We start from the raw sequence: 17388 nt of genomic DNA on the forward strand, positions 1-17388 counted from the left end.
GGACCTCAGGGTTTCCGGCCCGTATCCATTGGAACCGCACATGTCCGCCCCTCGCGTCAGTTTCGTCAGTCTAGGTTGCCCGAAGGCCCTGGTGGATTCGGAGCGCATCATCACGCGCCTGCGCGCCGAAGGCTACGAGATCGCGCGCAAGCATGACGGCGCCGATCTTGTCGTCGTCAACACTTGCGGCTTCCTCGATTCCGCGCGCGACGAGTCGCTCAACGCCATCGGCTCCGCCCTTTCGGAGAATGGCAGGGTCATCGTCACCGGCTGTCTCGGCGCCGAACCGGACGTCATTCGCGAAAAGCACCCCAACGTTCTCGCCATCACTGGCCCTCAGGCCTACGAGAGCGTGATGGCCGCCGTGCATCAGGCGGCGCCGCCGAGCCACGACCCCTATATCGATCTCTTGCCGCCGCAGGGCGTCAAGCTCACCCCGCGCCACTACGCCTATCTCAAGATTTCGGAAGGCTGCAACAATCGCTGCACCTTCTGCATCATTCCCGCCTTGCGTGGCGATCTCGTCTCACGGCCGGCGGCCGACGTTCTGCGCGAGGCCGAGAAGCTGGCCAAGGCCGGTGTCAAGGAGATCCTGGTCATTTCGCAGGACACCAGCGCCTATGGCATCGACATCAAGTACCAGGCCAGCCAGTTCGGCGACCGCGAGGTGCGGGCGAAATTCCTCGATCTGTCGGAAGAACTCGGCAAGCTCGGCGTCTGGGTGCGCATGCACTATGTCTACCCCTACCCGCATGTCGCTGATGTCATCCCGCTGATGGCCGAAGGGAAGATCCTTCCCTATCTGGACATTCCATTCCAGCATGCCTCACCGCAGGTGCTCAAGAACATGCGCCGGCCGGCGCATGGCGAAAAGACGCTCGAGCGCATTCGCGGCTGGCGCGAAGTGTGCCCGGACCTTGCCATCCGTTCCACCTTCATCGTCGGCTTTCCCGGTGAGACGGATGACGATTTCGAGATGCTGCTCGACTGGCTGGACGAGGCCAGGATCGACCGCGCCGGCTGTTTCAAATACGAGCCGGTCAGGGGCGCTCGCTCCAACGAACTCGGCCTCGAACAGGTCCCGCAGGAGATCAAGGAAGCGCGCTGGCACCGCTTCATGCAGCGCCAGCAAAAGATTTCGGCAACGCAGCTCGCCAAAAAAATCGGCAAGCGCCTGCCGGTCCTGATCGACGAGGCGCATGGTACCTCGGCCAAGGGCCGCACCAAATACGACGCGCCCGAGATCGACGGCTCGGTGCATATCCAGTCGCGGCGGCCGATGCGCGCCGGCGACATCGTCACCGTCAAGATCGATCGCGCCGACGCTTATGATCTTTATGGCTTGGCCGTTTGACGGCTAATATGCGAAATCCAAGCAAATCCAGTGCGGTCAATAAGGAATTTTTTGACCGTGTAAAACCGATCATGGAATCGTGGGGGCTATCAAAGCACCCGAATCCAACGTCTTACTTTGGTCGAAGCAGTCACGGATTCAGGTATGATTTTGCGGACCTGAGCAACAATAATGACATTAAGATAGCGGCATTTTATATCTTAGATCGGAGCGGCCCTTCGCTATGGATAAAGGGGCTTCGCTTGAATCGTGGACTTCATGACAGTGCAGACCTGCCAATAATATTTGACAGTCTGGACGGCGTCTTCACACTTGAGAGAAAATGGTCAATACTCCGGCCATTAAATGTTAGATTTGAATTTTACAAAAAAGGTAACGATTCCAACGAATCGGCCGCATCTCGAATCATGGATGTTGTCGTAAGCGAGATACCTAAACTAAGAAACTACTTATACGGCTAATTTGCCAGGCCAAGTACTGCCGAGTGCCAAACGGCACCCTAAGTCGAGCATGATGGCCCCGCTTACGGTTGTTAAAAAACCAGAATGCCGCCGATTTTGACGGCATTCAAATTGATGGGTTGTTGCCAACCGGCGGAATGAAAAAGGGCGCCATGTGGCGCCCTTTTTGTCTCGCGTTTCCTAGGGCTTACTGCGGCAGCTTGTCGTCGACGCCCTTGACGTAGAAATTCATGCCGAGCAGCGTAGCGTCGTCGGCGACTTCGCCATCCTTCAGCCACGGCGTGCCGTCCTGCTTGGCGATCGGGCCGGTGAAGGGGTTCCAGCCGTCGGCGATCTTCTTGGTGGTTGCCTCGGCCATTGCCTTCACGTCGTCGGGCATGTTGGTGAACGGGGCGAGCTTGACGGCGCCGTCCTTGATGCCGAGCCAGACATCGCCGGGCTTCCAGGTACCGTCGAGCGCGGCCTGGACACGACTGATATAGTACGGACCCCACTCGTCGGTGAGCGAGGTGAGCTGTGCGTTCGGCGCGAACTTGATCATGTCGGAAGACTGGCCGAAGCCGTGCAGCTTGCGCTCCTCCGCCACCTGCAGCGCAGCGGTGGAATCGGTATGCTGGACGATGATATCGGCGCCCTGGTCGAACAAGGCCTTGGCGGCATCTGCCTCCTTGCCCGGATCGAACCAGGAATTCACCCAGACGATCTTGGCCTTGAAGTTCGGGTTGATCGACTGCGCGCCAAGCATGAAGGAATTGATGCCCATCACCACTTCCGGGATCGGGAAGGAAACGATGTAGCCGGCCACACCGGCCTTCGATTCCTTGGCCGCGATCTGGCCGAGCACGTAGCGGCCTTCATAGAAACGCGCATTGTAGATGCCCAGATTGTCTGCCTTCTTGTAGCCGGTCGCGTGCTCGAACATCACTTTGGGGAATTTCTTGGCGACCTTCACCTCCGGGTCCATGAAGCCGAAGGATGTGCCGAAGATGATCTTGCAGCCTTCACGCGCCAGGCGCTCGAAGGCGCGGTCGGCGTCGGGGCCCTCGGAGACATTTTCCAGATAAGCGGTTTCGACCTTGTCGCCGAGTGCTTTCTCCACTTCCAGGCGGCCCTGGTCGTGCTGGTAGGAATAGCCGAAATCGCCGATCGGGCCGGTATAGACCCAGCAGGCCTTCAGCTTTTCCTGGGCTTCGGCGGTCGCCGCCAATGACAACGCGGCGGTCGTCGTCATCAGGGCAATGAGCAGTTTTTTCATTGTGTTACCTCTCTGAGTTAAGCCTTGGAGCTTCCCGTCTTTTTTTGTCGTCAACGATCCGGAACGAATGGCTGCCCCAAGGAAGCCGGCGTGTTCATCATCGTCAGACGCTTGTTGCGCGAGATTAGAACGAGAACCACCACGGTTGCCAGATAGGGCAACGAAGAAAGCAGTTGCGAGGGAACCGGAATGCCAAAAGCCTGTGCATGGAGCTGGCCAATCCAGACCGCGCCGAAGATATAGGCGCCGGCCAGCACCCGCCAGGGCCGCCATGAAGCGAACACGACCAGCGCCAGCGCGATCCAGCCGCGCCCGGCGGTCATGTTCTCCACCCATTGCGGCGTATAGACCAGCGACAGATGGCCGCCCGCAAGGCCGGCACAGGCGCCGCCGAAGATCACCGCGAGATAGCGGTAGCGGATGACCTTGATGCCAAGCGCATGCGCCGATGTGTGGCTGTCGCCGATCGAGCGCAGAGTGAGGCCAGTGCGGGTCTTGAACAGGAACCACGCGACGGCTGCGGTCAACGCGATCGAAATGTAGAAGATCGGATCCTGGCCGAACAGCAGCCTGCCGACGACAGGGATCGAGGTCAGGCCGGGAATGTCGAGGTTGGGCAGCCGCTGACCGGGCTGGCCGACAAAGCTGGTGCCCATCATGCCGGACAGGCCGAGACCGAGCAGCGTCAGCGACAGGCCGGTCGCCACCTGGTTGGTGGCCAGCGACAGCGTCATGACGGCGAAGAGAAGCGAGAACAAAGCCCCCATGGCGATCGCCGCCAGCAGGCCGATCCAGGGCGACCCGGTGAGATAGCCGGCGCCGAAGCCGCCGACCGCGCCCATGATCATCATGCCTTCGACACCGAGATTGAGCACGCCGGAGCGCTCGACCACCAACTCGCCGATCGCCGCGATCAGCAGCGGCGTCGCCGCGGTGGCGATGGTCAGAAGGATGTTGACGGTGATGTCCATCAGCGGGCCTCTTCCAGTTTCGGTGCGGCTTCGAGTTTGGGAGCGGCCAGGCCGATCAGACGAATGCGGTAATGGATGAGCGTGTCGCAGCCGAGCACGAAGAACAAAAGCATGCCCTGGAACACCCGCGCCACCTTGTCGGAGATGCCGAGCGCGCTTTGCACCGCCTCTCCGCCGAGATAGGTCAGCGCCAGCACCAGGCCGGCTGCGACGATGCCCAGCGGATTGAGCCGGCCGAGAAACGCCACGATGATGGCGGTGAAGCCATAGCCGGGCGAGATGACCGGCTGCAGCTGGCCGATGGCGCCGGAGACCTCCGAGATGCCGGCAAGGCCGGCCAGCGCACCCGAGAGTAGGAAGGCGAAGAACACCATGCGGTTGAGGCCGAAGCCGGCGAAACGCCCTGCCCTTGGGCTCGAACCGAGCACGCGGACCTCGAAGCCTTTCAGCATGCGGCTCATCAGGATCCAGATCAGCCCGGCAGCGACAAGCGCGAAGACGAAACCCCAGTTTGCCCGTCCGGAATCCGGCATCAATTCCGGCAGAATGGCCGAGTCGTTGAACTGCACCGTCTGCGGGAAACCATGGCCTTGCGGGTCGCGCCAGGGACCACGCACCAGCCAGTCGAGGAAGAGCTGCGCGACATAGACCAGCATCAGGCTGGTCAGGATCTCGTTGGTGCCGAAGCGTGTTTTCAAAAGGGCCGGGATCGCCGCATAGGCCGCGCCGCCGACCATGCCGAGCAGCAGCATCAGCGGCAGCACCAGCGGACCTTCGAACCGCGGAAACAGCACCGGGATCATCGAGCCGACAATACCGCCAAGGATGAACTGGCCCTCGGCGCCGATGTTCCAGATGTTGGCCTTGTAGCACACCGACAGGCCGACCGCGATCAGGATCAAGGGTGCTGCCTTGATCGCAAGCTCATGCAGCTGCCAGACCTGGCTGATCGGTTCGATGAAGTAAATCCGAAATGCATTCAAAGGGTTGACGCCGAGCAGCGCGAACATGATGGCGCCTGCGATGATCGTCAGCAGGAATGCTATGAAAGGCGACAGTGCCGAGAACAGCGCCGAGCGCTGCGGGCGTTTGACGAGTTCGAGGCGCATCATGCCGTCTCCAGAATGTGTTCGGCGTGGCCAGGCTCGGCGCCACCCATCAACAGTCCGATCTTTTCGAAGGTTGCCTCCGCAATCGGCAGCGGCCTGGACAGTTCGCCATTGTGCATGACCGCTATCGAATCGGATATCTCGAACAGTTCGTCGAGATCCTGGCTGATGACCAGCACCGCCGAGCCGCTGCGCGCCAGCTCGATCAGCGCCTGGCGAATGTGGGCGGCCGCACCCGCGTCGACCCCCCAGGTCGGCTGATTGACGACCATGACCCCAGGTCTGCGGTCGAGTTCGCGGCCGACGATGAATTTCTGCAGATTGCCGCCCGAAAGCGCTGCCGCCTCCGGATCAGGCGCGCTCTTGCGCACGTCCATCGCCTTGATGATGCGCTGGGCGGCGCCGTAGATCGCCTCGCTTTTGACCATGCCGCCGGTGCCAACAAAGACTTTGCCATCGGTGGCGTGGCGCGACAGCAGCAGGTTCTCGGAAAGCTTCATGCGGGGTGCTGCACCATGGCCGAGCCGCTCTTCGGGCACGAAGGCGGCACCCATCAGCCGCCGGCCAGTGATACCGAGGCCGCCGGCATCCTTGCCGCGGATGCGCACCGAGGCCGCATCCTGCTGCAGCACTTCGCCGGAGACGGTTTCGAAGAACTCGCCCTGGCCGTTGCCGGCGACGCCTGCAATACCGATCACCTCGCCGGCGCGCACAGTGAGGTTGATGTTTTTCAGCGGGATTGAAAACGGCGTTGCCGGCTTGCGGCTGAGCGCGCGGATCTCCAGCAGCGGTTGCGCGGTCTCGATGCCGTCGGCCGGGGCGCGCACCACGGCCTTGACTTCGTTGCCGACCATCATGCGCGCCAGCGACGCGGCGGTTTCCTCGCGCGGGTTGCAATGGCCGACCACCTTGCCGTGGCGCAGCACGGTGGCGCGGTCGCAGATGCGCTTGACCTCTTCCAGCCGGTGCGAAATGTAGAGGATCGACTTTCCTTCCGATCGCAGCCGTTCGAGCGTCTCGAACAGCTTGTCGGCTTCCTGCGGCGTCAGCACCGAAGTCGGCTCGTCAAGGATGATGAGCTGCGGCGTCTGCAGCAGGCAGCGGATGATCTCGATACGCTGGCGCTCACCGACCGACAGGTCGCCGACCAGCGATTCAGGATCGAGCGGCAGGCCATAGCTGTAGGAAAGCGCCCTCGCCTTGGCGGCTATCGTGCTGATGGGCGAACCGTCATCCAGCGACAGCGCTATGTTCTCGGCCGCCGTCAGCGCCTCGAACAGCGAGAAATGCTGGAATACCATGCCGATGCCGAGCTTCTTGGCAAAGCCGGGATTGGCGATCCTGACTGCTTGACCGTTCCAGAAGATCTCGCCCGAATTGGGCTCCAGCGATCCGAACAGCATCTTGACCAGCGTCGACTTGCCGGCGCCGTTCTCGCCGAGCAGCGCGTGGATCTCGCCCTTGGCGATGTTGAGATCGACATGGTCGCACGCCGTCAGCGTGCCAAATATCTTGGTAAGGCCACGAACCTCGAGCAGGTTTGCGCCGTCGTGATTTGCACTCACAGTGCCTCCCATCTGGTTTGCCAGATATGTTCTGTGTTCCCGCCAGCATGGTATGCGTCGCCGGCTCCCGTCGGAAAGCGGCACGCGTCTTGAAAGAGCTTCAAGAATTTCAGCGGAAACTCAAGGGGTAAAGCGCAACCCCTCAAAAAGCCGACCTGGTGCATGTCGCGCAAAAGTGCGCAGCGGTTTTGCGATAACGGCATGCACAAAACAAAGACTCAAAAGCGCGTCGCACGAAACGCGACGCGCTTAAGGGACGAGAATGGTTGTCCCGGTCGTCCTGCGCCCTTCAAGGTCGGCATGTGCCTTGCCGGCGTCCTTCAGCGCATAGCGCTGGTTGATCCTGATCTTGACCGCGCCGCGGAGCACGACGTCAAACAGCGCGGCGGCGGATGCCTCGAGATCCTCGCGCCTGGCATTGTAGACGAACAAAGTCGGCCGCGTCGCGAACAGCGAGCCCTTCTGCGCCAGCAGCGACATGCTGAACGGCGGGATTGGTCCCGACGACTGGCCGAAGCTGGCGAACATGCCGAGCGGCTTCAGGCAGTCGAGCGAGGCCGGAAACGTATCATTGCCAACCGAATCATAGACGACGTCGCACTTCTTGCCGCCAGTGATGGCAAGCACACCGGCGACGAAATCCTGCTCGCGGTAATTGATGACATGGTCGAAGCCGTGTGCCTTGGCGAGTTCGATCTTGTCGGTTGAGCTGGCGGTGCCGATCACCGTTGCGCCGAGGTGCTTCGCCCATTGGCCAAGGATCAGCCCGACGCCGCCGGCCGCCGCGTGAAACAGGATCGTGTCGTCCGCCTTCACCTTGAAGGTACGGCGCAAAAGATACTCCGCCGTCATGCCTTTCAGCATCATCGCGGCCGCCTGCTCGTCGCTGATGCCGTCGGGCGCCTTCACCACACGGTCGGCGGCGATCACGCGCTGTTCGGCATAGGCGCCAACATTCACGGCATAGGCGATGCGGTCGCCCGGTTTCAGCCAGTCGATATCAGATCCGACTTCCATGACCACTCCGGCAGCCTCGCCGCCAGGTATCAGCGGAAAACCGCCGGGTGGCGGATAAAGACCCGAGCGATGATAGACATCGATGAAATTGAGGCCGATCGCCGTGTGTCTGACCAGGATCTGCCCCGAGCCTGGCTGGCCCGGATCGGCGTCCTCATAGGTCAGGACCTCCGGACCGCCATGGCCATGGATACGGATCGCTTTGGACATCTATCAGGTCTCTTGGGCTCAAACTGTCTTTGGGATCAGACTGTCTTGGGGATCAGACTTTGCCGGAATCAGGCCCGGAATCAGGCTTGGCGCCGAGATTGGGAAAGAGCTGCATGATACCGCCGATGCAGGCGAGGTAAAGTCCGCTGATGCTGATGCCGATCTTGGTGAAGATGCTCACCTGCTCACCGAGCACGCCGATCTGGTCATAGAAGGCGGCGAGAGCCGCCTGCGCCAGGGCCAGCGCCCCGAAAGCGCACCAGAGCAGCGTCATGCCGAGATTGAGCGGCCGCAGCCGCACCACTCGCACTGGATGGATGAAATTGATCGGCACGAAGGTCAGGATGCCGGCCGCCACGACCACGCCAAAGGAAACCCATTGTCCCGGCTCGATGACGAACAACGTGAACACCACCATGTTCCAGACCACCGGAAATCCCTTGAAGAAGTTCTCCTTCGTCTTCATGCCGGTGTCGGCATAGTAGATGGCGCTGGAGACCACGATGATCGCCGCCGACAGGAACGACAGGCCCTCGCCCATGAAGCCGCGCTGGTAGAGCGCGAAGGCCGGGATCAGCACGTAGGTCACGTAGTCGATGATATTGTCGAGCAGCTCGCCCGACCAGGTCGGCAGGATCTCCTTGACGTCGAGCTTCCTGGCGATCGGCCCGTCGATGCCGTCGACGAACAGCGCCAGCCCCAGCCACCAGAACATCGCCGTCCAGCGCTCCTCGCTTGCCGCCACCAGCGACAGGAACGCCAGGAACGAGCCCGAGGCGGTCAAAAGATGCACCGAAAAGGCACGCGCCTGCGGCCATGTGACCTTCTTCTTCGGCATCGGAATCCGGTCGGCGATTTTCCTGACCGTTGTCTTCTTGCTCACGAGGTCCGCCAGTCCTGCTTGCAGATGTCGGCCGCGGGGTCGGCAAGATTCCAGTTGCGGCCGAACGTCCGTACCGGGGTCACGATGCTCTGTCCTGATCTGCCATGAATTCTCCCCCACTCATGCCGAGACTACTAGCAGGGCGACTGCTCGGACAAGCAGTATCGCACCCCGTCCGAAGCCAGCCCCAGCGGCCTCCGCCGGCCAAGGCAATCGAATGGGCCGAATCGCCACGTTGATCAAGCCGCATGATCCGGCCTATATCCGTTGGCAGGCCGATGGGGCCTGCATCGTGATCCGGAAGCCGAATTTGGACCATCAGAAGACAGCGCGGATACTGGTAGCCGGCAGCGGTCCGGCGGGGCTGATCGCGGCGCTCGGGTTCGCCGACGCCGGCTTCGCGGTGACGCTGGTCGGACCTGAGGCCGTCGGCCTTGATGGCCGCACGACGGCCTTGATGAACCCTGCCCTGAAAGTTCTTGAGCGGTTGCGCATTCTCGACGAGGTGAGGTCAAAGGCTGCACCGCTCAAGGTGATGCGCATCGTCGATGCAACCAGCAGGCTGATCCGCAGTCCGGTGGTCACTTTTCGCGCCAGTGAAATCGGCGAGGACGAGTTCGGGTTGAACTTGCCTAACAGCGCGCTCAATCCGGCACTTGCCAGGGCTGTTGCGGCGCATTCCGGCATAGAATGGCGAAAATCCCTGGTGGAGACCTGGCGGCTCGACGCCGGTCACGCCTATGCCGTCCTGGCCGATGGCAGCGAGGTCGCGGCATCGCTGGCGGTCGCCGCCGACGGGCGCCTGTCTCCTGCCCGCGAGGCTGCCGGCATCTCGACATCGGCCCGGTCCTTGCCGCAGGCGGCGCTCGTTCTCAATTTCGGCCACCGCAGCGAGCACGCTTTCACCTCGACCGAATTCCACACCGAGACCGGTCCGTTCACCCAGGTTCCCCTGCCTGGCAACCGGTCCAGCCTCGTCTGGGTGGTCGAACCGGAGACGGCAAAGGAACTCGCCGCGCTGGACGACGCCACGCTTTCGATGCGGGTCGAACAGCGGATGCAATCGATGCTGGGCCGGGTATCGGTAGAGCCCGGCCGGCAGGTCTACCCGCTTTCGGGCGTGACGCCCCGTCGTTTTGCGCGCAACCGGGTGGCACTTGTCGGCGAAGCCGCGCATGTATTTCCGCCGATCGGAGCGCAGGGGCTCAATCTCGGTATCAGGGATATCGACGATCTGATTGGAATCGCTTGCGAAAACGAGACCGATCCTGGTGCTGTCAAGGCGCTTGCAGCCTATGATTTCAGGCGTCGGCCCGACATTCTGGCGCGCAGCAGCGCGGTCAATCTCCTCAACATGTCGCTGCTCTCGGACATGCTGCCGGCCCAGATGGCGCGCAGTGCCGGCCTTGGCGTGCTGGGCGGCTTCGCGCCGCTGCGCGCCTTCTTCATGCGCGAGGGGCTGCGGCCCGGCAGCGGTTTTGCCGCACTTGCCGGCGGCTTTAGGAAACAGGTCCGCCGGTAGCACGCGGTGGCGGATCATGACCGAGAGGCAAGTGGTGATCAGCAGGCGTCTGACATTTTGCGGCTGGCCGGAGAACTCTCGGGCCGGGCTAGCCCCCTGCCTAACCGCGCGTCAAGCGCTTCGGGATTGAATTGATACGGCGTCTGCGCCAAATAGAGCAGATATCAGCCCTAAAGTCGGGCTCGATTTCTTGTGGCGTGATGCGTAGATTCAAGGTTCTAGAGCGTCTTTTCACGCAAAGAGCGTGGGGCACCCCTGGGACTTAGGTAGTGAGTACGATGAAAACAGCCAAATTCTCGATCGGACAAGTGGTTCGCCACCGGCTGTTTCCGTTTCGCGGCATCATCTTCGATGTCGATCCGCAATTTGCCAACACCGAGGAGTGGTACGAGGCGATCCCCGCGGACGTGCGGCCGCGCAAGGACCAGCCGTTCTACCATCTGCTTGCCGAGAATTCGGAAACGGAATACGTCGCCTATGTGTCCGAGCAGAACCTGCTCGAGGACCAGTCTGGCGAACCGGTGCGGCATCCGCAGATCGGCGAGATGTTCGACAAGCGGCCTGACGGGCGCTACGAGCCGAAACGCCAGTCGCGGCATTGACCTCAATACGCTGCGATCAGCACCTAAATCATGGCGGCGTCGGATTGATTTGCGAGCATGGTCCAGATCCATCGTGCCAGCCTTTCGTTGCCGAAGGTTTGCAACAGATCCGACAGAGCAGCCACCTATCGACCTATATTCGCATGATGCCCAATTTGTAGAGGCGATGATAGAGAATCTGCTTCTTCATATAGCCGGCTATCGCTGCATTGACATCTCCCCCTCGGGACAAGGAGCCGTGACTGCGTAGGCGTAGGCGGTCCTGCTCTTCTCGCCCGACGTCGTGCATGGCAAACGTCTTTTGACTGGGATGAACGCGAAAGCAGCCAAGGAAGCGGGGAAGCCGCTTGAAACGGAAGCCTGCCGCCTGCGCCCGCAGGATGAAATCCCAATCCATCGCAAACTGAAACATTGTGTCGAATGCACCCAGTTTTTCCCAAACGCAGCGGCGCCAGAACATGGTCTCCTGGGGGATGTAGTCGGCCCATTTGATGACCTCGCTGTCGTGCGGCGGCAGGACCACGCGAGCGGTTTCCCTACCCTTTTCGTCGATCACGATTCGATTGCCATAGACGAAATCGGCCTTGGGATACTTTTCGAAGGCGTGTGCCACATAATGCAGCGTTCCGGGCAACAGGACGTCGTCGCTGTTGAGATAGGCCATGATGTCGCCGGAGACGACCGCAAAGCCCTTGTTGATGGCGTCTGTCTGCCCGCCGTCCGCGGCGCTGTTCCAGGCAATCCGTTGTCCGTAGGACTCGAGTATCTCGCGTGTCCCGTCTTGCGAGCCGCCATCCTGAACGATGTATTCGAGATTGGGAAAGTTCTGGGAGAGGACGCTGTCGATCGTAGCTGGCAGAAAATGCGCATGCCGATAGGACGGCGTGACAATGGCAATCCGAAGCGTGCCCGTGTGGGGTGTTGGGACGCTGTAGTTGGGTGGGGTATGCAATTTCCGTGGCTGGTACTGATGAAAATCGAAAACCTTCGGCTGAAATTTATATCGCCAGCTGTTGCGCCGCCGCAGGTGATAGGCACCCTCCAGCATCTGGATTCGCCGCTTGAGCGACGAAATCTCTTCCACCAGATTAGCGATTGTGACTTCCGGCCCGCCGTCCATCACTGGTTCCTCAAGAATTGCGTTGCCACACGTCACACAACACGTGGTCCGTTTCAATAGCGCCCAGTGCTACAATTGGTCTGCTACAAGGTTTCTGCGCCACGGACGCCGGTTATGTTGCAAACTCGGGATTTGGCCGTGAAGGTGCGCAGCCCCCGATGCGTCCAGACTGCGGTGGCGCCCTTTGAACAGTAGACCCTCCAGAAAACGAAGGCATCTCATGCGCCGCTCTTTGTTACGGAAAAGTTCGCAACAGAATCCGCCCGATTCGAATGTGCTGTTTTCCGTTCTGATGCCGCTTGAGTTCCATCGCGACCAGGCAACCATCGCGATCCGTAAATGGCGGCAGGACCAGACCCTGAGGGGTTCGGCGTTCGAACTCATACTCGTTGCCTCCCACGATGCCAATGCTGCGGATATGGATGAGATTCGCCAGCTGCTTGCACCGCAGGACCGCCTCGTCCAGACGTCAGCCAAGCATGACATCGCCCAAGTTGCGGAAGCAGCGCGGCATGCCCGGGCGGACCTGCTGTTTTTCACCGAAAGTCATGTCTGGCCGACGCCCACCGTCCTCGAACAATGCCTCGATGTCTTCTCAAGGCGCCCCGAATGGGCGGGATTCTCGTGTCGAACCCATGCCAGCGCACCCAACAAACTGGCGCGTTCGGAAGCGCGGATGTACGAGGCCGATATCCAGCACGGCATGACGAAGAGTTCGTGGCGCAAGATCCTCGACCAGTGCTTCGCAACACGCCGCAAGGCCTACGAAGAAGCCGCGGGGTTTGACCCTGGCTTCGGGCATTTTTCGGAATGGCTGTTGGCTGCCCGCTACCACAAATTGGGGCTGTCCATCGGTTACGTGCCAGAAATCGAACTTGTGCATCACTACATTGGGCAATGGCCGGAACTGCGTCGCTTCACGGAGGATTTCGTCGCCGGCGAGGCACTCTGGCTGGCGCGCGGCGGACCGCGGCAGGAGCCGATGATCGAAATTCCATTCGAATGGAGCAGTCGAGGCGAACGCCGGAAAGATCTGGCGCAGCATATTCTGCAAATCGCCTGGCACCAGAAGAGACGGAAATTGCGTCCGCAGTTGCACTGTGGAGGCATGATGCAGGTGCTCCGGCGCCATTGGGTCGCGGCCCTGCTGGGAGACCGTCTGGACACCATCAGCGCGCGCGCAACGCTTTTCTGGCGGCACGTCGCGCTGATGTTGGCAAGGGCATTCGGTTCGGACGCGCAACTCGACAGAGTGTTTCGGCAAACGATCGCCGCACTGGTGCACGAGAGACGGCTGCGTACCTCACCTGAAGTGCAAAAGGTCGCTGGCGATGGCTCGCTGTGGACGCCAGATGAACTCGATGCCGGACGTGCTGCCGGGATCTATGCGGCAGAAGTCTATGATGGCGTAGCCTTTCGATGGTCGAGCGATGCCGCGTCGGTCGAACTGAAATTGCCTGTGGGTGAACATCTGGTGCAGGTCCAGACGCTGGCGCACATATTGATGACGCGCGTTGAGCCGCTTTTTTATCTGAACGGGCAAATATTGCCCATTGAAGCCGCCAATGTCGCCGACGGGACTTTCGTCCTGAAGGTGGCGCGGGACAGCGACAATCCCGCGATCTTCGGGTGGGTCGGTGAGCATCAGCAAGCGCCGAACGATAGCCGCATACTGGGCCTGCCGATCACACGGATTTCCAGGCTAGGGAGCAACGATACCTGACAGGGCCGAACAGCGCAGACCTATCTATCGTGTGACCGACGCGGACGCCATCCAGACATCAGTTGGCGGTCTTGGCCTTGTCCTGCTCTTCCTTGAGCTTCTTGGCGAAGTCCTGGTTGTTCTTGGCGACGAAATCCTGAAGCTTCTTCTGCCGATCCTCGATGTCCGACTGCTGCAGCGGCGGGCCATCGAAGGCGCCGCTGAAGCCGGTCAGCGCGATCTTGATCGGGTTCGGCTGATTCTGGAAATTGACCGAGGTGAGCGTCAGGTTCGAGCCCTTCTTGAAGGAGGCCACGAGCTGGTCGGTCAACGGCACTTCCGCCACGCAGCGGTCGGGGAAGCAGATTACGTAGTCGAGCTTCTGCGCCTTGCCGGTGTCGATCTGGAGACCGATGCCGGGAGGAACCAGGCGGCCGGTCGGAACCGTGACCTGGAACACCTTGCGGTTCACCTTGCCCTTCAACTCGATCAGGCTGACACCGGTGATGAGCTGGCCGTTGCCGGCGGTGGTAATGTTCTGGACATTGCAGATGTCGACGTCTTCCTGCTTGGTGCAGGCCTTGAACCAGCCTTGCGGAATCTGCTGTTGCTGCTGCGCGGAAGCAGAAGGAAGCCCGGCGACCAGAAAGCCGACCACGCCAGCGGCCATGGCCGAAAGGCGGTATGCGTTGCTGTTCAGGCTCGTCATGTCGTGCACTTCCTCTCAAATGATCCCGGGAACCGGCTTCTTCGCGCCGTGTGGTCCAGCTACCTGTTGCCGAAATGAGGCAACAGAATGACTTTGGACGGCGTGTTACACTGCAAGCGATGCCGAATCCAGCCCGGTAACCGCAATTCTTGAAGACGCGATTGGCCGTCGCGCGGCCGCCTCATGCTAGGGTGCGCTCCGAATCATCAAGCCGACCCGGTAAGGAGACGGTCATGGGCCGCGTTCTTGTTTGGCTGATCGCCGCGATCTCGTTTGTCGCCCTTTCGCTCCAGCCGGCTCTCTCCGAGCCGAAACATGCGATCGCCATGCAGGGCGAGCCGGCGCTGCGGGCCGACTACACGCATTTCAATTACGTCAATCCCGATGCGCCGAAAGGCGGCAGCATCACCTATTGCGTCGTCGGCACCTTCGACAATCTCAACCCGTTCATCCTGAAAAGCCTGCGCACGACCGCGCGCGGCATGATCGACACGGTCTACGGCAATCTGGTCTTCGAACCGTTGATGCAGCGCAACTATGACGAGCCTTTCAGCCTCTACGGCTTGCTCGCTAGCAGCGCCGACATGGACCCGGAGCGCAAGAGCATCGAGTTCCATCTCGATCCCAAGGCAAAATGGTCGGACGGCCAGCCGGTGACGCCGGAGGACGTGCTGTTCACCTATGATGTTTTCACCGACAAGGGCCGACCACCCTACAGCGCCCGTATGAAGATGATCGCCAAACTCGAAAAGACGGGCGATCACAGCGTGCGCTTCACCTTTAATGATGAGGCCAACCGCGAGACCCCATTGATTATCGCGCTGACGCCAATTCTTCCCAAGCATGCTTTCAACAAGGAGACTTTTGACAGAACCACGTTGAAGCCGTTGATCGGCAGCGGTCCCTACACGGTGTCACAGGTATCCCCTGGCCAGCGCATCGTCTTCAAGCGCAACCCGAATTATTGGGGCAAGGACATCCCGTCCAAGCGTGGCTTCGACAATTACGACCAGATCACCATCGAATATTTCCTCAACGCCAACGCCAAGCAGGAGGCGTTCAAGAAAGGCATTTGCGCCATTGACGACGACAGCGATCCGGTCAGGCGCGAGCGCGATCTCGACTTCCCGGCCTTCCACAAGGGTGAGGTGGTCGCCGAGACCTTCGATACGGGCATTCCGCCTGTTGTCAACGGCTTCCTGTTCAACACGCGGCTGCCGAAGTTTTCCAACCCCGTCGTCCGGCGCGCGCTCGGCATGCTCTACGACTTCGAATGGGCCAACAAGAACCTGTTCGGCGGCAAATACACGCGCACCATGAGCTACTGGCAGAACTCGGAGCTTTCCGCGCTCGGCCACCCGGCCGACGATCGGGAAAAGGCGCTTCTGGCGCCCTTCCCCGGCCGCGTGCCGGCTGATGTCATGGACGGCACCTACCGGCCGCCCGTCACCGACGGTTCGGGCCAGGACCGCAAGGTGCTGAAGGTCGCCTTCGACATGTTGAAGGGCGCGGGCTACACCGTGCAGGACGGGACCATGCTCGATCCCGAGGGGAAACCTTTCGGCTTCGAGATGCTGACGGCGTCGCAGGACGAAGAACGCCTCGCCGCCATCTACCAGCGCACGCTGGAGAAGATCGGCATCGATATGACCATCCGCGGCCTCGACGGCGACCAGATCCAGTCGCGCAAGCAGCGTTTCGATTTCGAGATGCTGGTCGGCTCGAGCGGTTTCAACAATTCGCTGTCGCCCGGCATCGAGCAGACCGGACGCTGGGGATCCGCCGCCGCCAAGGCCGAAGGGTCGTTCAACCTCGCCGGCGTCGCCGATCCTGCCGTCGACGCTGCGATCAACGCGATGCTGAATGCTCGGACCAAGGAAGACTATGTCGCTGCCGTCCGCGTTCTCGACCGGCTGCTGATCTCAGGCAACTACATGGTGCCGATGCAATACAACACGCAGCAATGGCTCGCTTACTGGGCCTATCTGGAACATCCCGAAAAGACCCCCATATTCGGCTATCAGCTGCCGACCTGGTGGCGGAAGCCCAACTGACGCAAAACCAAGGAGACGACCATGAGTGCCGACAGCTTCATCACGGTCGACGTGGTGTCCGACGTCGTCTGCCCATGGTGTTTCATCGGCCAGAAGCGGCTGGACAGGGCGGTCACTAATGCAAGCGATGTCGAGGTGCATATAAGCTGGCGGCCATTCCAGCTCGATCCGACCATCCCGCCCGAAGGCAAGGATCGCCGCGAATACATGATGGCCAAGTTCGGCAGCGAACAGCGCATCCGCGATATCCATGCCCGTATCGAGCCTCTGGGCGAATCGGAAGGGATTTCCTTCGCCTTCGACGCCATCAAGGTCGCGCCCAACACGCTCGACGCCCATCGCCTGATCCGTTGGGCGGGTGCCGCCGGCGAAGCCGTGCAGAACCGGCTGGTGCGCCGCCTGTTCCAGTTGAATTTCGAGGAAGGCGCCAATCTCGGCGATCATACCGTGCTGATCGAAGCCGCTCGCGAGGCTGGCATGGATGCGTCCGTGGTCGAAACGCTCTTGCCGACGGACGCCGATGTCGAAGCGGTGCGGACCGAAATCACTACTGCTTCGCGCATGGGCATCACGGGCGTGCCGTGCTTCCTGCTTGAAGGCAAATATGCCGTGATGGGCGCGCAGGACGCCGATACGCTCACCGACGCAATTCGCCAGGTGGCAGCGGCCAAGGCGCGGGGCGAGTTGGAAAAGGTCGACTGAGCTACTTCACCGTCGCCTTGGCTCTGCTGACGAAGAACCGCTTTTGACAGAGCGCGGCAATGCTTTTCCGGTCACGTCTAGGCGTCAGCACAAGCGATGACGCGAGGGAAAGCCGAATCATCCGAAGCCATTTTCAGCTGTTTTCGTCAGCC

14 protein-coding genes are annotated in these 17388 nt (G+C 61.0%); 6 read left to right on the forward strand and 8 right to left on the reverse strand.

Translation table 11 applies throughout. The features are described 5' to 3' along the window. Positions 1-40: 40 nt before the first annotated feature. Complete coding sequence (gene rimO, locus MESS4_RS17820; protein ID WP_006333597.1) at positions 41-1354, forward strand: 30S ribosomal protein S12 methylthiotransferase RimO; 1314 nt, start codon at positions 41-43, stop codon at positions 1352-1354. Positions 1355-2002: 648 nt separating this feature from the next. On the opposite strand, the gene MESS4_RS17825 is transcribed toward rimO, so the two are convergent. The 6 genes from MESS4_RS17825 to pcsA form a co-directional block, all read right to left on the reverse strand. After that, complete coding sequence (locus MESS4_RS17825; protein ID WP_006333600.1) at positions 2003-3070, reverse strand: BMP family ABC transporter substrate-binding protein; 1068 nt, start codon at positions 3068-3070, stop codon at positions 2003-2005. A gap of 50 nt (positions 3071-3120) precedes the next feature. After that, positions 3121-4041, reverse strand: coding sequence for an ABC transporter permease (locus MESS4_RS17830; RefSeq protein ID WP_006333603.1), 921 nt, complete (start codon positions 4039-4041; stop codon positions 3121-3123). Beyond that, on the reverse strand, positions 4041-5153 hold the full coding sequence (locus MESS4_RS17835) for an ABC transporter permease (protein WP_006333605.1): 1113 nt from the start codon (positions 5151-5153) through the stop codon (positions 4041-4043). The genes MESS4_RS17830 and MESS4_RS17835 overlap by 1 nt, the downstream gene beginning before the upstream one ends. After that, complete coding sequence (locus tag MESS4_RS17840; protein WP_036241537.1) at positions 5150-6727, reverse strand: ABC transporter ATP-binding protein; 1578 nt, start codon at positions 6725-6727, stop codon at positions 5150-5152. The genes MESS4_RS17835 and MESS4_RS17840 overlap by 4 nt, the downstream gene beginning before the upstream one ends. 237 nt (positions 6728-6964) lie before the next feature. Then, a complete protein-coding gene (locus MESS4_RS17845) occupies positions 6965-7942 on the reverse strand; it encodes a quinone oxidoreductase (protein ID WP_006333609.1) in 978 nt (325 codons plus the stop codon). A gap of 52 nt (positions 7943-7994) precedes the next feature. After that, positions 7995-8780, reverse strand: a complete 786-nt coding sequence (gene pcsA / locus MESS4_RS17850; protein ID WP_198292769.1) for a phosphatidylcholine synthase — start codon at positions 8778-8780, stop codon at positions 7995-7997. A 355-nt stretch (positions 8781-9135) separates the two neighbouring features. On the opposite strand from pcsA, the gene MESS4_RS17855 reads away from it, so the two are divergent. Both MESS4_RS17855 and hspQ read left to right on the forward strand, forming a co-directional pair. Then, positions 9136-10347 (forward strand): UbiH/UbiF family hydroxylase, encoded by a 1212-nt coding sequence (locus MESS4_RS17855; protein WP_036241546.1) that lies wholly within the window; start codon positions 9136-9138, stop codon positions 10345-10347. A gap of 278 nt (positions 10348-10625) precedes the next feature. After that, entirely contained in the window at positions 10626-10949 is a 324-nt protein-coding gene (gene hspQ / locus MESS4_RS17860; RefSeq protein ID WP_006333612.1) for a heat shock protein HspQ, read from the forward strand. A gap of 133 nt (positions 10950-11082) precedes the next feature. Here hspQ and MESS4_RS17865 read toward each other — a convergent pair whose 3' ends face one another. Continuing rightward, complete coding sequence (locus tag MESS4_RS17865; RefSeq protein ID WP_006333613.1) at positions 11083-12069, reverse strand: glycosyltransferase family 2 protein; 987 nt, start codon at positions 12067-12069, stop codon at positions 11083-11085. Between the two features lie 220 nt (positions 12070-12289). Here MESS4_RS17865 and MESS4_RS17870 point away from each other — a divergent pair, with 220 nt between their 5' ends. Then, positions 12290-13792: a glycosyltransferase gene (locus MESS4_RS17870; protein WP_006333614.1), complete on the forward strand. Its 1503-nt coding sequence runs from the start codon at positions 12290-12292 to the stop codon at positions 13790-13792. Between the two features lie 58 nt (positions 13793-13850). Here MESS4_RS17870 and MESS4_RS17875 read toward each other — a convergent pair whose 3' ends face one another. Then, positions 13851-14480: an invasion associated locus B family protein gene (locus tag MESS4_RS17875; protein WP_006333615.1), complete on the reverse strand. Its 630-nt coding sequence runs from the start codon at positions 14478-14480 to the stop codon at positions 13851-13853. A 233-nt stretch (positions 14481-14713) separates the two neighbouring features. Between MESS4_RS17875 and MESS4_RS17880 the strand changes: the two genes are divergently transcribed. Further along, positions 14714-16534: an extracellular solute-binding protein gene (locus MESS4_RS17880; protein ID WP_006333616.1), complete on the forward strand. Its 1821-nt coding sequence runs from the start codon at positions 14714-14716 to the stop codon at positions 16532-16534. 21 nt (positions 16535-16555) lie between these two features. After that, entirely contained in the window at positions 16556-17236 is a 681-nt protein-coding gene (locus tag MESS4_RS17885; RefSeq protein WP_006333618.1) for a DsbA family protein, read from the forward strand. Positions 17237-17388 lie beyond the last annotated feature (152 nt).

The sequence above is a fragment of the Mesorhizobium sp. STM 4661 genome, from assembly GCF_000359125.1.
Classification (GTDB): Bacteria; Pseudomonadota; Alphaproteobacteria; order Rhizobiales; family Rhizobiaceae; genus Mesorhizobium.

Coding starts and splice junctions, on each gene's coding strand:
- rimO (WP_006333597.1), top strand. CDS start 41: ATGTCCGCCCCTCGCGTCAGTTTCGTCAGTCTAGGTTGCCCGAAGGCC.
- MESS4_RS17825 (WP_006333600.1), bottom strand. CDS start 3,070: ATGAAAAAACTGCTCATTGCCCTGATGACGACGACCGCCGCGTTGTCA.
- MESS4_RS17830 (WP_006333603.1), bottom strand. CDS start 4,041: ATGGACATCACCGTCAACATCCTTCTGACCATCGCCACCGCGGCGACG.
- MESS4_RS17835 (WP_006333605.1), bottom strand. CDS start 5,153: ATGATGCGCCTCGAACTCGTCAAACGCCCGCAGCGCTCGGCGCTGTTC.
- MESS4_RS17840 (WP_036241537.1), bottom strand. CDS start 6,727: ATGGGAGGCACTGTGAGTGCAAATCACGACGGCGCAAACCTGCTCGAG.
- MESS4_RS17845 (WP_006333609.1), bottom strand. CDS start 7,942: ATGTCCAAAGCGATCCGTATCCATGGCCATGGCGGTCCGGAGGTCCTG.
- pcsA (WP_198292769.1), bottom strand. CDS start 8,780: ATGCCGAAGAAGAAGGTCACATGGCCGCAGGCGCGTGCCTTTTCGGTG.
- hspQ (WP_006333612.1), top strand. CDS start 10,626: ATGAAAACAGCCAAATTCTCGATCGGACAAGTGGTTCGCCACCGGCTG.
- MESS4_RS17865 (WP_006333613.1), bottom strand. CDS start 12,069: ATGGACGGCGGGCCGGAAGTCACAATCGCTAATCTGGTGGAAGAGATT.
- MESS4_RS17870 (WP_006333614.1), top strand. CDS start 12,290: ATGCGCCGCTCTTTGTTACGGAAAAGTTCGCAACAGAATCCGCCCGAT.
- MESS4_RS17875 (WP_006333615.1), bottom strand. CDS start 14,480: ATGACGAGCCTGAACAGCAACGCATACCGCCTTTCGGCCATGGCCGCT.
- MESS4_RS17880 (WP_006333616.1), top strand. CDS start 14,714: ATGGGCCGCGTTCTTGTTTGGCTGATCGCCGCGATCTCGTTTGTCGCC.
- MESS4_RS17885 (WP_006333618.1), top strand. CDS start 16,556: ATGAGTGCCGACAGCTTCATCACGGTCGACGTGGTGTCCGACGTCGTC.